This is a genomic window from Ferruginibacter sp. (assembly GCF_031391665.1).
GTDB lineage: Bacteria > Bacteroidota > Bacteroidia > Chitinophagales > Chitinophagaceae > Ferruginibacter.
Genome location: NZ_JANMUN010000248.1, coordinates 40,373 through 55,273, shown reverse-complemented (window position 1 = coordinate 55,273; position 14,901 = coordinate 40,373). Strand labels below are relative to the sequence as shown.

General features: G+C 36.1%; 11 protein-coding genes. 6 read left to right on the top strand and 5 right to left on the bottom strand.

What is annotated here, in order from left to right; all coding sequences use genetic code 11:
• Positions 1-70: 70 nt before the first annotated feature.
• Positions 71-904, bottom strand: coding sequence for a transketolase (locus tag ACY651_RS19030; RefSeq protein ID WP_462255088.1), 834 nt, complete (start codon positions 902-904; stop codon positions 71-73).
• 321 nt (positions 905-1,225) lie between these two features.
• On the opposite strand from ACY651_RS19030, the gene ACY651_RS19025 reads away from it, so the two are divergent.
• The 4 genes from ACY651_RS19025 to ACY651_RS19010 all read left to right on the top strand — a co-directional run bounded on the left by ACY651_RS19025 (position 1,226) and on the right by ACY651_RS19010 (position 4,917).
• Positions 1,226-2,356, top strand: coding sequence for an MraY family glycosyltransferase (locus ACY651_RS19025; RefSeq protein WP_462255087.1), 1,131 nt, complete (start codon positions 1,226-1,228; stop codon positions 2,354-2,356).
• Between the two features lie 153 nt (positions 2,357-2,509).
• Positions 2,510-3,073 (top strand): ribosome recycling factor, encoded by a 564-nt coding sequence (frr, locus tag ACY651_RS19020; protein ID WP_462255086.1) that lies wholly within the window; start codon positions 2,510-2,512, stop codon positions 3,071-3,073.
• 112 nt (positions 3,074-3,185) lie between these two features.
• The gene (locus ACY651_RS19015; RefSeq protein ID WP_462255085.1) at positions 3,186-4,067 is read left to right on the top strand and encodes a sterol desaturase family protein; all 882 of its coding nucleotides are present in this window, start codon (positions 3,186-3,188) and stop codon (positions 4,065-4,067) included.
• A 79-nt stretch (positions 4,068-4,146) separates the two neighbouring features.
• The gene (locus tag ACY651_RS19010; protein ID WP_462255084.1) at positions 4,147-4,917 is read left to right on the top strand and encodes a DNA alkylation repair protein; all 771 of its coding nucleotides are present in this window, start codon (positions 4,147-4,149) and stop codon (positions 4,915-4,917) included.
• A gap of 27 nt (positions 4,918-4,944) precedes the next feature.
• Here the strand turns inward: ACY651_RS19010 and ACY651_RS19005 are convergent, their stop codons facing one another.
• Entirely contained in the window at positions 4,945-5,085 is a 141-nt protein-coding gene (locus ACY651_RS19005; RefSeq protein WP_462255083.1) for a hypothetical protein, read from the bottom strand.
• A 58-nt stretch (positions 5,086-5,143) separates the two neighbouring features.
• Between ACY651_RS19005 and ACY651_RS19000 the strand changes: the two genes are divergently transcribed.
• Positions 5,144-5,737: a hypothetical protein gene (locus tag ACY651_RS19000; RefSeq protein ID WP_462255082.1), complete on the top strand. Its 594-nt coding sequence runs from the start codon at positions 5,144-5,146 to the stop codon at positions 5,735-5,737.
• 29 nt (positions 5,738-5,766) lie between these two features.
• On the opposite strand, the gene ACY651_RS18995 is transcribed toward ACY651_RS19000, so the two are convergent.
• Complete coding sequence (locus tag ACY651_RS18995; RefSeq protein WP_462255081.1) at positions 5,767-7,410, bottom strand: helix-turn-helix transcriptional regulator; 1,644 nt, start codon at positions 7,408-7,410, stop codon at positions 5,767-5,769.
• Between the two features lie 219 nt (positions 7,411-7,629).
• Between ACY651_RS18995 and ACY651_RS18990 the strand changes: the two genes are divergently transcribed.
• Complete coding sequence (locus ACY651_RS18990) at positions 7,630-10,464, top strand: T9SS type A sorting domain-containing protein (protein WP_462255080.1); 2,835 nt, start codon at positions 7,630-7,632, stop codon at positions 10,462-10,464.
• 130 nt (positions 10,465-10,594) lie between these two features.
• Here ACY651_RS18990 and ACY651_RS18985 read toward each other — a convergent pair whose 3' ends face one another.
• Together ACY651_RS18985 and ftsZ are read right to left on the bottom strand one after the other, a co-directional pair.
• Complete coding sequence (locus ACY651_RS18985) at positions 10,595-12,679, bottom strand: PAS domain-containing sensor histidine kinase (RefSeq protein ID WP_462255079.1); 2,085 nt, start codon at positions 12,677-12,679, stop codon at positions 10,595-10,597.
• A gap of 174 nt (positions 12,680-12,853) precedes the next feature.
• Complete coding sequence (ftsZ, locus tag ACY651_RS18980; protein WP_462255078.1) at positions 12,854-14,773, bottom strand: cell division protein FtsZ; 1,920 nt, start codon at positions 14,771-14,773, stop codon at positions 12,854-12,856.
• Between the last annotated feature and the right edge of the window lie 128 nt (positions 14,774-14,901).

Here is a 14,901-nt window from a genome sequence, read left to right as displayed (position 1 = left end):
AAAAAGGGTTTCTAATATTCAAAAATATTATACAGATCTTAGTTCTCCTCCATGCCTAACCGCAAGGGTTTCAATAATCCCCCAGCGTTTCCGGCAATTGTGCCAGTGCTTTAGCCAACTGTTCATCATTAGGTGCAATGCCATGCCATTCGTGGCTGCCTTCCATAAAATCAACGCCTTTTCCCATGGAGGTTTTCATAATTATTACAATGGGCTTTCCTTTACCAACAAAAGTTTTAGCATTATTTAGTCCTGCAACTACGGCGTCCATATCATTACCTTCCATTTCCAGCACCTGCCAGTTAAAGGCTTCAAATTTTGCCCTTAAACTATCCAGGCCCATAATTTTTTTAGTAGGTCCGTCAATTTGCTGGCCGTTAAAATCAATAGTTGCAATAAGATTATCTACATTTTTATGCGCTGCAAACATTATGGCTTCCCAGTTTTGGCCTTCATCCAATTCTCCATCGCCATGGAGGGAGTACACAATATTGTTATCGTTATTTAATTTTTTTGCAAGAGCGGCACCAATAGCAACACTCATGCCCTGCCCCAGCGAACCGCTGGCAATGCGTACACCCGGCAAATGCTCATGCGTTGTAGGGTGGCCCTGTAAACGTGAATTTAATTTTCTAAATGTGGCCAGTTCTTTAACCGGAAAATAACCACTACGGGCAAGGGCACTGTAAAATACCGGTGATATGTGCCCGTTACTTAAAAAAAACACATCTTCGCCAGCCGCATCCATATTAAATGCAGGATTGTGTTTCATAATATTAAAATACAGGGCAGTAAAATATTCGGTACAGCCTAAAGACCCGCCAGGGTGGCCACTTTGCACACCATGAACCATACGTACAATATCCCTGCGTATTTGCGATGCTATTTCGGGTAAACTATTCATTTGGATGATTAATTTATTATTTAGAATTAAATTTTAAACTATTTTTTCGCTGCAAACCTACTCTAAATCAATTTACAGAAAAATTAAAAAATGGCTGTTTGATTAAATGGTTAATAATAAGTTTATAATTTTTCCGTTATTTTAAAAATAATCACGGAAAAACCTTTTTTCAGCAAATTTTCCTGAAATTATATATCAGGCAACTTTTTGGCACAAAGTTGGGTCTTACCTGAAAGTTATAAGTATTTCTTTAAAATATTAAGGTTACTTAAAACATATTTAATACTTTTGCAGCATAATAAATGCCATTAAATAAATTGAATGGATAATATCTTACTTAGTGCGGCCCTGGCTTTTTTAATAACTTTTTTTGCAATACCTATTATTATTCAGGTAGCCAAGGATAAAAAATTATTTGATGAGCCTGATGAACGCAAAGTTCATAAAACAGTTATCCCAACTTTAGGTGGCCTTGGCATTTTTGCAGGCTTTATTATTGCCACATTAATGGGTGTTCCTTCAGGCATTGGTTCCGAATTACAATATTTTGCAGCAGCTGCAACAGTAATTTTCTTTTTAGGTCTTAAAGATGATATTTTGGTTTTATCGGCCAGCAAAAAATTTATAGGACAGTTAATTGCAGCTGGCATTGTTATTAAATTTGGCGGTGTACAGTTAACTAATATGCATGGCTTTTTAGGCATTTACGAAATACCTCATATTGCCAGTATTATACTCACCATTTTTACCATTATAGTTATTACCAACTCTTTTAATTTAATTGATGGAGTAGATGGACTGGCTGGCAGCCTGGGTGTACTTACTACACTTGTATTTGGTACTTATTTTTTAATTGCAGGCCAGCTAACTTATGCTGTAATGGCGTTTTCACTTTCAGGCAGTATTATTGCATTTTTAATTTATAATTTTTCTCCTGCAAAAATATTTATGGGTGATACCGGCTCTCTTTTATTGGGATTGGTGAATGCCATTTTAGTGATTAAATTTATTAACATTGCCGGCAACCCTGCCGCTGCATATCCATTAGAAGCATCTCCTGCAATTGGTTTTGCTATTTTAATGATACCTCTTTTTGATACTTTAAGGGTTTTTACATTAAGGATTTTAGACCGCCGCTCTCCTTTTAGCCCCGACAGAACGCATGTACACCACTTTTTGTTAGATATTGGCTTCAGCCACCGCATGGTAACTTTTACTTGCGTATCGGTTAATATTTTATTTATCGCTTCGGCTTATTTTTTACGCCATTTGGGCACCACAACTTTACTCGGTATTTTATTAGTTTCGGCTTTTACATTTATTGGCATTATTTATTACAGCCGTCCTAAAAACAAAACTGTGGCAAATAATAATACTGTAGCCACCAATAACAATATTATAAAGCCACGCAAAATATTTTCGCTTGCCCCCGAAAGTGTGGAGGCCGATTAATTTTTTCTTACAACAATTACATCTTTCATTTTACTTACTGCTAAACAGCTTGTAAAATAAAATTCCGTTTATTTTTTGTGCCGTTAATTTTAAATGGATACCGCAAATAACGGTACTTTTTTATAGCTTTGCAACCACCTAATATTTACAAATATGGCCGAAGGATTAGATAAAATACTCAGCGACACAGAATCATCAATGAATAAAGCAATTAACCATCTGGAAGCAGAGTTGGTTAAAATACGTGCCGGCAAAGCCAACCCCACAATGCTTGATGGTATTATGGCCGATTATTATGGCAACCCTACGGCGATTAATCAAATTGCCAACGTATCTGTTTTAGATGCCCGTACTATTTCTGTACAGCCATGGGAAAAAAATATGCTGCAGGCAATTGAACGTGCTATAACGATGGCTAATATTGGTATTAATCCTCAAAACGATGGCACAGTAATACGTTTGTTTTTACCACCACTTACCGAAGAAAGAAGAAAAGAAATGGTGAAACGCTGTAACGGCGAAGGCGAACATGCAAAAATTGCCATACGCAACATACGCAGGGATAATATTGAAGCTATAAAAAAATTACAGAAAGAAGGCCTTAGTGAAGATATTTGTAAAGATGCCGAAAAAGAGGCGCAGGATATTACCGATAAATTTGTTGGGCTTATAGAAAAACATTTAGCCGCAAAAGAAAAAGAGATAATGGCGGTATAATAGCGAATATAAAAATATACAATGTCGAATGTGACGAACAGTTCAATAAACTGCAATAATCTTCTTTCTTAAAGACATTCGATATTCAACATTATAAAATTCAACATTCACTATGCAGTCTGCAAGGGAAACATGGTTTATACTTTTATCCGTTCCCTTTTACGCAATACTTATTGGTACCGAAATTTTATTGAGCAACTGGCAGCAAAAAAAATTTTATTCTTTAAAAGAAACATTACAGAATGTTTACCTCACTTTGGTAAATGCAGGGTTAGATATGTTACTGCGCTGGCTTTTTTACATCAGCATACTTACGTGGAGTTATCAGCATTATTTTTTTAAAATCGAAAATGCTTACCTGTACTGGTTTGCTTTATTTATTGCAGAAGATTTTGCATTTTACATAGAGCACCGCATAGACCATTACTGCCGAATATTTTGGGCAGTACATGTTACCCATCATTCATCAGAAGAGTTTAACCTTACTACAGGTTTTCGTTCATCGGTATTGCAGCCGGTGTACAGGTTTTTGTATTTTATTCCATTGGCATTATTTGGTTTTCATCCGCTGGATATAGTTTTTATGTATTCCATTACTCAAACTTATGGCATATTAGTACACACACAATACATCAACAAAATGCCACGGTGGTTTGAAACTATTTTTGTTAGCCCCAGCCACCACAGGGTGCATCATGCAAGCAATATTATTTACTTAGATAAAAATATGGGCATGTGCCTTATTATCTGGGATAAAATATTCGGAACTTTTCAGGAAGAGATAAAAGAAGAACCGGTAAAATACGGACTTGCAAAACCTGTAACAAATCATAATGATCCTTTTAAAATTATTTTTCATGAGTGGCAAAATATTGGTAAAGATGTTACGAAGAAACTACCATTAAGCACACGGCTTAAATATTTATTTATGCCACCCGGCTGGAGCCACGATGGAAGCAGTAAAACTGCCAGCCAAATGCGGCAGGAATTATAATTTTAAAAAATGAATTGTAAATTCCCACGCATTATTTTAAAGAAATTTAAGTTTATGTGTAATGTTATAACTCTATATAATGACAACTAAAACTCCAACAAAAAATATTAGTCTTAAAAATACAAATGCAATTACTCCGGCAAACTCATTTACTGCAAAACAGTTTATCGAAAAATTAAAAACTTTTCAGTCGGACGCAGAGCTAAAAAAAATTCAACGGTATTTTAAATCGGATAAAGGGCAGTATGGTGAGGGTGATAAATTTATGGGAGTAAAAATGGGGCAGCTATTTGCGTTGGCAAAAGAATTTAATGGTATGCCCGTTAGCGAAATTGAAAAGCTTCTTGAAAGCGATATTCATGAGGTAAGAGCAGGAGGCGTAAGCATAATGGATAAAGAAAGCCGCACTAAAAAGATTCCCGCCAGCCGCAGAAAAGAATTTTACGATTTATACATGCGCCGCCACGACAGAATAAATAATTGGGACCTGGTTGATCTGGGCTGTTTGTACATGACTGGAAGTTACCTGTTTGATAAGCCAAGAAAAATTTTATACCAACTTGCAAAATCTAAAAATTTATGGGAACGGAGAACTGCTATTTTAACCACCTGCTATTTTATAAGGCAAGGCGATGTTACCGATACATTTAAGATTGCTGAAATATTGTTAAAAGACAAAGAAGATTTAATACACAAAGCCACCGGATGGATGCTGCGTTTTGCCGGCGATAAAGAACCAAAAAAACTGTTGACCTTTTTAGATGAATATGCTGGAGTAATGCCTCGTACTTTATTAAGGGTTACTATTGAAAAATTGCCTGCAGTTAAAAAAAAATATTACGTGGATTAAAAAAAATAGTTATTATTTTATGCCATTTTAAAAGGTAGTAAAATGCTGCTTAACAACAAGGTTGCTTATACCCGAATACTTGCGAATATAAAAATTGGTAGCTTTGTGGCCTGCAGGAGTTTGAGAAAAAGAAGAAATAGTTACATCACCTAATTTTATATTTTTCAAATAAAGTGGCCGATAGATGAAAATGCCGTATACATTTTTAACATCAGGAATAAGCAAAATGAGGACGTATAAATTTGTTTTTTCATTACTTGTGGTTATTGCAATAACCACAGCTTCTGCCAATAGCCTGCTTATATCGGGCATTTCCAAAAAAGAGAAAGAACCTGAAACAGTTTCTCATTCTCTTTTACGAAAATCTTTAAAAACATATAAAATTTCTGGAAAAGTATCACAAACTTTTCCTTACTGCGGGGGTGCAAGGCCAACAAAAGAAATACTTGAACGATTAGCTACACCTTATGTTTTTGCAAATAAAAAATTTTATATACGGAGAGGTAAAATAAACAGCACAACTGCTAAAATAATAAAAAGCTTTATTACAGACAGCAGTGGGGCGTTTTCAATTCAACTTCAACCGGGAACGTATTCTATTATTTTAGAAGAACAACTATATAAAATTAAAGAAGAACATTATAAAAAGCCAAACCAGCGGGTTGATATAAAATGTTTAAATAAATGGTGGGCAAAACCATATTATTTACTAAAAGTAGAAAATAATAATATTGCTGATTTAAAATTTAATTTCCAGCGTCGCTGTTTTATAGATAGCGACATACCCTGCATTTATTATACCGGACCGCCTAGGCCCTGATGCGGATGCGGACAGGGAAATTAATTTCCTCAAAAAGTGCTTATATAAGTTTCTAAATCAATATTTTCATGTATATCTAAGCGCTTGCGCAAACGGGTACGTGTTTTTTTAACACTGTCTGCAGAAATGCCGAGAATAGCAGCCGCTTCTTTATTGGTAAGTTTCAGTTTTATAAAAAGGAATAACCTTTCTTCTGCTTCAGTAAGTTTAGGATGTGCATTACGTAACCGGAGCAAATAACCAGGAAAAGCTTTTTCAAAATATATTTTAAAGGCAGACCAGTCTGCAGGTGTCAATATGCGCTGGTTATAAATATTTTTTTCAAAGTCATTGACTTCATCAGGTTTTTCATACCTCTCACTTTCAATAACCTTCTCTTCTTCAATAACAACTGCTTGTTCAAATTTTTCTGTTGCTGCTGATGTCTGTTCAGCTAATGAATTAGCAGCAGCAATTATTGTAAACGCTGGTTTTGATACTTTTTCTTCCAACGCTGCAAGCAGGCTGTTCTTTTCCATTAAAATACGGGTGAGTTGTTCCAGGTTACCCAGTGTATGTGCCTGTTTTCTTTTTGCTTTTCTTCTTTGTGACAGCCACGTCAGTAAAATAAAAATCAATAGCAAGCCAACCGTAATAATAGTCCATGTTCTTTTTTGAATAGTATTTTTTGCAATGGATATTTCTAACAGGCTTTTCTCCAGTGCAAGTTCTTTTTCCAGCACTTTACGGCTTGTATTCAGATTAACCATCTTTATCTGCAATTCAGCACCCCTTATACTATCATTTATTGAATAATAATCCTGCAGATATGTGAAAGCAGCATGGTAATCCCCTTTTTTATTAAAGATGATACTCATGTTTGCATAGTTATGTGATAACTGCTCATACCATCCATGCTGTTTATTGATAACTATACACTCCTCTAAAATTTTTAACGCCTTATCATATTCCCCCATCTTAACCAATAAAGCCGCAAGGTTATTTTTAGCGCCTAATTGTTTGAAAAGATTTTTACCAGTCATTATAATAGCAATTGAACTATCGAGGTATTTTTTGGCACCGGGATAATCTCCCATTTCGCTTAACAGGTTACTATAGTTACTGTAATAGGCATATAACTTATTACTATCAGTATATTTCCTTATTAATGGGATAGCCAATGCATAATAATGTTTTGCGGAATCATAGTTTTGCAACCTTTGATAAGCCAGCCCTATTTCTTTAAGGTTGAATGCAAGACAAGAGCTGTCTTTTGTTTTACTGCATTCTTGCAAAGTGAGTATAAAATTTTTGAGAGCAGATTCAATATCATTCAACTCAAAATCAAGAATTCCCCTCTTGCCATGAACAGCCGCCTGCCAGCTTAGATTTCCTGTTTGCTGTGCAATACTATCTGCACTAAACAGTTGCAGTGTTGCTTCTTCATAATAATTTTTTTCTAAATAGTCAGACCACAAATACAAATGCCCATAAAATTGCTGTTCAACATTTTTGTTTTCAATTGCTTTTTGTAAGTAAGCCTGATGTATATCTATTTTTTCTTTTATTAAAATTGTATCCCCATGTTTTACAGGATTAGCGACTGAATATTCTTTTTCGAAATTAGTTTGACAATAGCCATTGTAACTATTGATAAAAAGGAAAATTCCCAGTGCAGAAAAAAATACTTTCATATATATATTACGCAAAATTAGCGTGCAAAAATAGTCCCCTTTTTTGTCCTTACCGAATTAATAAAAATTGTCCACCATATTGTCCCTGCTATTTAGTATTAAATAATCATTACCTCTTACTTAAAAGATAGTTTGTACCGTAACTTTATAATCTACTTTCCGCTACTAAATTCACATTACTTCATTACCAATTCTATTACAATTATAAATCTTTTAAACATGAAAATTTTACAAAGAATTACTTCCGTACTGGCAGTTTTACTGCTATTGAGTTCAATGCAAATTAATGCCCAAAATGTAAAATGGCAGCAAATGGGCAATAACAAAAATGCAAATTTTTACCAGGTGCAGCAAGATTTTAATAACTATTGGCAGGGAAGAAGAATTGAAAAAGGCAAAGGCTACAAACCATTTAAAAGATGGGAGGCATATATGGCTCCAAGGGTTTTTCCTTCGGGCAATATGAATTTGCCTTTGACAGAATACACTAATTATAACCAGTGGAAAGTTAATAACCCTAATATAATATCTGCCGCAAACTGGACAGAATTAGGCCCAATAGGCTCACCATCGGGTCCTTTACCCTATACAAGAACTGGCGCAGGCAGGTTAAGCTTTGTACGCTTTGATCCCACTAACACCAACATCATGTATGTGGGTGCTCCCGACGGCGGTTTATGGAAATCAACCAATGGCGGCACAAGCTGGACAACCAATACAGATTTTTTAACCATCATCGGTTGTTCTGATTTATGTATTGACCCAACCAATACCCAAATCATGTATCTGGCTACCGGTGACCTGGAAGGCAACAGAAACAGTAATGGGGTATTTAAATCAACTGATGGAGGAGCAACCTGGAATACTACAGCAGGAGCAAACTGGCCACCATCAAATTTCTGGAAAATCAGTAAGATGTTAATGAACCCCTCAAATCCTTTGAACATGGTTGTTTCTACCAATGTTGGTATTTTTCGCACAACAGATGGCTGGGCAACATCAAATTTTCAACAGGCAGGTGATTTTAAGGACATGGAGTTTAAACCAGGCGATGCCAATACGGTTTATGCTGCAGGAAAAGAGTTTTGGAAATCAACTGATAACGGAGTTACCTGGGCACAGGTTACAACAGGTTTACCGTCCTCCTCAACCGTATCACGTATTGCCTTGGGAGTTACAACCGGCAATGATGCTTATGTATATGCTTTAATTGGTAAGGCCTCTGATAATTCTTACTTGGGTATGTACCGTTCTACCAACAGCGGCACTTCTTTTTCTCTTCGTTCTTCAACTCCCAATTTATTGGGTTATGAAACCGATGGTTCTGATGCCGGAGGACAAGCATTTTATGATCTGGCTGTAGCTGTATCCCCTACTAACGCCGAAGAAGTAACTACCGGGGGTATCAATCACTGGAAATCTGTTGATGGTGGAACTACCTGGAGTAATCTTTCTTTCTGGGCTTCAGGCGAAGTGCATGCCGACATTCATGAAATCAATTATCTGCCGGGAAGTAGTACTACTATGTTCTCTTGCAATGATGGTGGTATTTTTAAATCAATTGACAATGGAGATAATTTTGTTGACATCAGCAATAATTTAGCCATCAGTCAGGTTGTTGGCATTGGTTTATCTGCAAATGTTGCCAACACAATAGTAGCAGGCACACAAGATAATGGCACCAGTATAAAGACAGCTACAAGTTGGGCAAATATTTATGGAGGCGATGGCGGAGAATGTTTTATGGACCCTACAAATAACAATACCGTCTATATACAATATGTACAGGGAGCATTTAACCGCTCAGACGATGGTGGTGCAACCAGTAACAGCATTACAACCGGTTTACCAACAGGGTTTGATTTTTATAGCACATGGATTATGGATCCTGTTAACCCTAACAGGTTATATGCAGGAGGCGTTCCAACACTTTACACCAGTGCTAACAAAGGCGATCTTTGGACTGCATTAGGCACGCCTTCAGGCACCGGTTCTATTAAAGGCATTGCAGTGGCAGCAAGCAATCCTGCTGTTATTTACACTATTAAAGAAGATGCTGTTTCCAAATCAATCAATTCAGGAGCAGCTTTTTCCAATATTACCGGAACACTTCCGGTAGGTAGTGCAGCTTTATCAAGTGTTACCGTTTCTAATACTAGCCCAGATAAAGTATGGGTAACTTTTTCGGGCTATAGTGCAGGTAATAAAGTTTTTAAATCCATTGATGGAGGAACTACCTGGACAAATATTTCTACCGGGCTTCCCAATTTACCCATCAACACCATTGTATCTGTAAATGGTAGCAGTAATGATGCTGTATATATAGGCGCAGATATAGGTATTTATTATTTAGATAATAGTGCAGCAGGTGGTTGGGCTGCTTACAATACTAATTTGCCCAATGTAGCGGTAAGAGATTTAGAAATATATTATCCCACCAATAAGCTTAGGGCGGGTACTTATGGCAGGGGTGTATGGGAAAGTGATTTAAACATCATTGTGTTGCCAATTGATTTGGTTAAGTTTTATGTAACACTTAAAGGCAAAAATGATGCCTTGCTGCAATGGCAAACAGCTACTGAAAGTAATTCCAAAGGCTATGAAATAGAAATGGCTCAAAATAATTTGTCTTCTTATAAATACATAAGTTTTGTAGCAGGCAAAGGCAACAGTTCTACATTAACTAACTACCAAACTGTGGTACCTAATCTTGCTCCGGGCACTTATTATTTCCGCTTAAAAATGATCGACCTGGATGGTAAGTTTAAATATTCGTCAACACAAATTTTAAAGGTTAGTGCCGATGATATTGTTCGCATTTATCCTAACCCCAGTAAAGACGGTTTTGTATTTGTTGAATTAGCTACTCCTGCTAATAAAAAAATAAATGTAAAAATTACCAACGCATCCGGGCAGGTAGTTAGCAACAAGGATTTTACTAATTATGTGAATCCATTAAAAATAAAATTACCTGCAATTTCAGGAGAATACTATATTCAAATCACTACAGTAGATGGTGATATTATGGTAAGAAAATTGGTAACTGTTAAATAAAGAGTTCCCTGATTTTACACAAAGGCAACCCCCAAATAAGGGTTGCCTTTGTGTATTTTACAAAACACTTTTATAAAAAAAATTAAATCTGATTAATATATTTAAAGCAATAAATCATTTTGTAAATTTATTATACATCCGCAGGGATGGTTACGGTTAAAACGCAACCCTTGCCCGTTTGAGAAACAAAACTGGCATTTCCATTATATGATACAGCCCTGCTTTTAATATTTTCAATTCCTATACCGTTTTGTTTTACTGCAGTATTAAAACCAATACCATTATCAACAATAATCAGCTCAATGGTTTTTTGTTTTTTTGCAATGCTTATCCATATTTCTTTTGCCTTTGCATGCTTTAAAATATTATTTAACTGTTCCTGCACAATTCTTAAAATATTCAGTTTAAATTTATTGCTTACACTATTTTCGGTAAATTTTTTTAAAGCACAATATATTTTTACCGGATTTACTTCCATCATATCCGCAGCAAGTTTTTCTATTGCTTCGGCAAGCCCCATATTTTTAATAATATCTGTAATAAGCCCTTTTGATAATTTTCTGATTTCTTCAATTGCAGAAAGTGTGTATTCGGTAGAACGGTTTAAATACATCTGGCTGTTTGCTCCGCCACGTTTTGCCATTTCAACATACATTTTGGATGCACCAAGCAACTGGTTAATATTATCATGCAGTTCTTTACCAATGTCTGATCTTTCAGTTTCCTTTGCATCTTCCGCAGCTTCTGCAATCTGCAATTCTTTTAATTTTATTTCCAGTTCCAATTTTTCTTCCAGTACTTTTTGCCTTGATAAATCCTGCATGGCGCCTATCATTCTGTAAGCTTTGCCATCGGCATACCTTATGATGCTTGCCCTTACATATACTTTAGCAATAGATCCATCGGCACGGGTAACACGGTAAGCATGTTCCCAATGTGTTGCTGCAGATGCAATAGCATTACGCAGTTCTTTTGTTATTGCATCTTTATCATCAGGGTGCAGGTAATTTACCCAGTCGGTAATCATATTCCCTTTATTATCTTTTATTACATAGCCAAACAATTCCTCAAACCCATCACCTAAAAAAACTTCATTGGTTTTTAAATCCCAGTCCCATATCACATCAAAAGAAAGTTTTGCCGCAAGTAAAAAATTTTTGCGCTGTTCTTCCTGTATTATAATTTCATCTTTCAGTTTTTTTTCCAGTTGCTGCAGCCTGCTGATATCCTGAGTAGCACCTATCAATCGCACCGCCTTACCTTTTTCATCTCTTACAATACTTGCACGGCTGGTAACTTCAGCTATTGAGCCATCTTTTCGCCTGAGCATATAAGAATCGCTCCAGTTATTTTTTGAAGAAGTGAGTGTTTTAAATAATTTTTTTTCAACAATATTTTTTTCTCCGGGCAGCAGGCAGTGCAGAAAATCTGAAAAGCTTACTGTATTGTTTTGCACTTTATAGCCAAACACTTCTTCAATACTGTCGCCGGCATAAATTTCGTTGGTGGCGGTATCCCAGTCCCACATTACATCGTACGATGTTTTGGCAATATGTTTTATCCATTTATTATTTTCTACAATCCTTGCATCAGATTTTGCACGGGCAAGAATAATATTACCGGCAACTTTTTTGGCCTGCTCAGTATCAATAGTTTTTTGTTTTGCTTTAGCAATTATAATATTATCTGCAATGCTCTTTTCTTTTTTTATATCAATCTTTTTTTGTGCAGATTTAGCAAGAATAATATTATCAGCAACTAACTTTTCTTTTTTACTGTCAATTTCTTTTTGCAACAAAATTCTGGGGCTGATATCTGCAACTGTAGTAATAGCTTTTTTAATTCCATACTCATCAGTAAAAACAGCAGAAGTAATTTCGCAGGTAAATTTTTTAGCACTCTTTTTTATTGCAGTTACAAACCCAACAGATTTTCCTTCCTCGGTTCTCTGTTTCAACAATTTTTTAAACCCACTTTCTCTTATATCAAAAATATCTGTTCGGTTTTTAGTTACCAGTTCTTTTTTAGAATACCCAAAAAGTTTGCAGGCAGCGCTGTTAACGGTTATAATTTTTCCTGTATTGGCGGTGGTAATAATATTTGCCTGTACTGCATTATCAAAAGCAAGATGGCGGAGATTATCAACTGGCAAAGCTGTATTTTTTTTAAACCTGCCGTTTGATTTTTTGCTAATGCTTTGTAAATTTTTATGCATTATAATAAGGGTTAATCAGAAAGGTATTTCAATAATATGTATACCTGTTATATAATTTTAAATTTTACTTATATAATTCACAGATTTGTAAATAAAAAAGCCCTGCTTTTTACAGCAGGGCCACACATACAAAACAATACAAATTTTTATAAAAATATTTTGAACATTAAAATGTTAATCAGGTTTTTTTCCTTCTAAAAAACTGTTGATGGTGCTGATTTCTGCCTGGTTATTATCGTCGGATTTTACAGTATAGTTGCTGTAAAAATTTTCTACTTCTGCAATAGAATTATGTAATTCCATATTGCGGCGAAGGTAAGCTGGAACCATTTCAAACTCATTATTCGGATCGGCTGCATTGATGTTGAATGACAAATTACGCAGCTTCGCAATGCGTTCTATAGCCCGGCGCCTAAGTTCCTCTGTTTCGTCCTGCGGTGCAAGCTCCTCAACATTGGACATCATGATGGGCTGAGTTTGTTGTACAAGTTGCTCTTCCTCCGCCGCTTGATGGGATTTAACTACCATCTGCATGTCTTCAATCTCGGTTTCGTCGGCCTTAATTGTTATCTGCAACGGCAGTAGCTCCTCTTTAGAATTGGATTTTGCTTCTGGCTGTTCCTCCACATAAATTTGTGCAGGCTTCGCCAATTTAACCCCCGACGAAGGGGCATTGCTAGCATTTTTATTTGTTGAAATAACTGTTTGAACGCTGGTTTTAATAACGGGTTTTTCGCTGGGTACCGGAGTTGTGGGTATATCAAACGCTATTACAGGTGTTTGATCTTTAGCCGAAGATATTTCAAAAAACACAGGCGCTTCTTCAATTTTTTCCCCAAGCTTTTCCCCAGTAATTTTACTTGGTGGTTCTACTTTTATTTTTTCACTTTTAGTTTCTACCAGCTTAGGCATCATGTCATCTTCAATAAATTGTACAGCGGGTGTTTCACTTATTTCTGCAATGGCTTTATCCTCCTCTTCTTCAAATTGCAAAGTGGGTTGCTGTATTGGTTTTACAACTTTTAAAACAGGTATTTCTTTTACCGGCATCTCCAGTGTCATCACAATTTTATCATCATCCTTTTTTATTTCTGTTGTTTCAACAGTTGCCTTTTTTTCAAACGGATCTTTATGTTCAAAACCTGTTGCTATTAGTGTAATACCAATCTGGCTGCCTAAACTGTTATCGTAACCCAAACCTAAAATAACATCAGTATCTTCTCCTGCATTACTCAATAAATGATTTTGAATTACTTCTACTTCATCCATGGTAAACTCGTGTTCGCCTTCAGCAGAATTAATATTTATCAAAATCCATTTTGCACCTTTAATATCGTTATCATTCAGCAATGGAGAGTTCAATGCATTTTCAATAGCATCCTGTGCCCTGTTTTCGCCTTCGGCAGATGCGCTGCCTAAAATTGCTACACCACCATTACTCATTACAGTACATACATCGGCAAAATCCACATTAATTTGACCGGTACTGTTAATTACATCCGTAATACATTTTGCTGCAGTGGCTAATACATTATCTGCTTTTGCAAAAGCTTCTTTCATTTTTAAATTACCAAACTGGTGGCGCAGTTTATCGTTGCTTATCACCAGCAAAGTATCTACATGATTTTTCAAGAGCATCACACCTTCTTCTGCCTGTGCAATTCTTTTCTTTCCTTCATAAGCAAACGGAGTGGTAACAATCCCCACCGTTAGTATGCCCAAATCTTTACAAATTTTTGCTAAGATTGGTGCACCACCTGTACCGGTACCGCCACCCATGCCGGCAGTAATAAATGCCATCTTGGTATTTACTTCCAGTATCCGTTTTATTTCTTCTAAACTTTCTTCGGTTGCCTGCCTGCCAATGGCAGGATTTGCACCAGCGCCTAAGCCTTGTGTTAAGTGCGGCCCCAACTGAATTTTGTTAGGCACTTTACTTAATGCAATGGCCTGTGCATCTGTATTGCAAATAATAAAATTCACGCCTTCTATGTTTTGCGAAAACATATGGTTAACTGCATTGCTGCCACCGCCGCCAACTCCAATCACTTTAATGATGGAGGATTGCTCTTTCGGCAAATCAAAATGTATCATAGTTGTTTGTTTTAAAGCCCCCTAAATCCCCCAAGGAGGACTTTGAAGAACTGTTAGAATTTATACAGCACCTAATTTTCGATTATTAAACAAGGAAAAATATGTACTGAACATTAATATTGGGTTAG

What these genes read in the sequence shown, in the direction of transcription:
- ACY651_RS19010 (WP_462255084.1), top strand. Translation starts at nt 4,147, where the DNA reads ATGACAACTAAAACTCCAACAAAAAATATTAGTCTTAAAAATACAAAT.
- ACY651_RS19030 (WP_462255088.1), bottom strand. Translation starts at nt 904, where the DNA reads ATGAATAGTTTACCCGAAATAGCATCGCAAATACGCAGGGATATTGTA.
- ACY651_RS19015 (WP_462255085.1), top strand. Translation starts at nt 3,186, where the DNA reads ATGCAGTCTGCAAGGGAAACATGGTTTATACTTTTATCCGTTCCCTTT.
- frr (WP_462255086.1), top strand. Translation starts at nt 2,510, where the DNA reads ATGGCCGAAGGATTAGATAAAATACTCAGCGACACAGAATCATCAATG.
- ACY651_RS19000 (WP_462255082.1), top strand. Translation starts at nt 5,144, where the DNA reads ATGAGGACGTATAAATTTGTTTTTTCATTACTTGTGGTTATTGCAATA.
- ACY651_RS18995 (WP_462255081.1), bottom strand. Translation starts at nt 7,410, where the DNA reads ATGAAAGTATTTTTTTCTGCACTGGGAATTTTCCTTTTTATCAATAGT.
- ACY651_RS18990 (WP_462255080.1), top strand. Translation starts at nt 7,630, where the DNA reads ATGAAAATTTTACAAAGAATTACTTCCGTACTGGCAGTTTTACTGCTA.
- ftsZ (WP_462255078.1), bottom strand. Translation starts at nt 14,773, where the DNA reads ATGATACATTTTGATTTGCCGAAAGAGCAATCCTCCATCATTAAAGTG.
- ACY651_RS19025 (WP_462255087.1), top strand. Translation starts at nt 1,226, where the DNA reads ATGGATAATATCTTACTTAGTGCGGCCCTGGCTTTTTTAATAACTTTT.
- ACY651_RS18985 (WP_462255079.1), bottom strand. Translation starts at nt 12,679, where the DNA reads ATGCATAAAAATTTACAAAGCATTAGCAAAAAATCAAACGGCAGGTTT.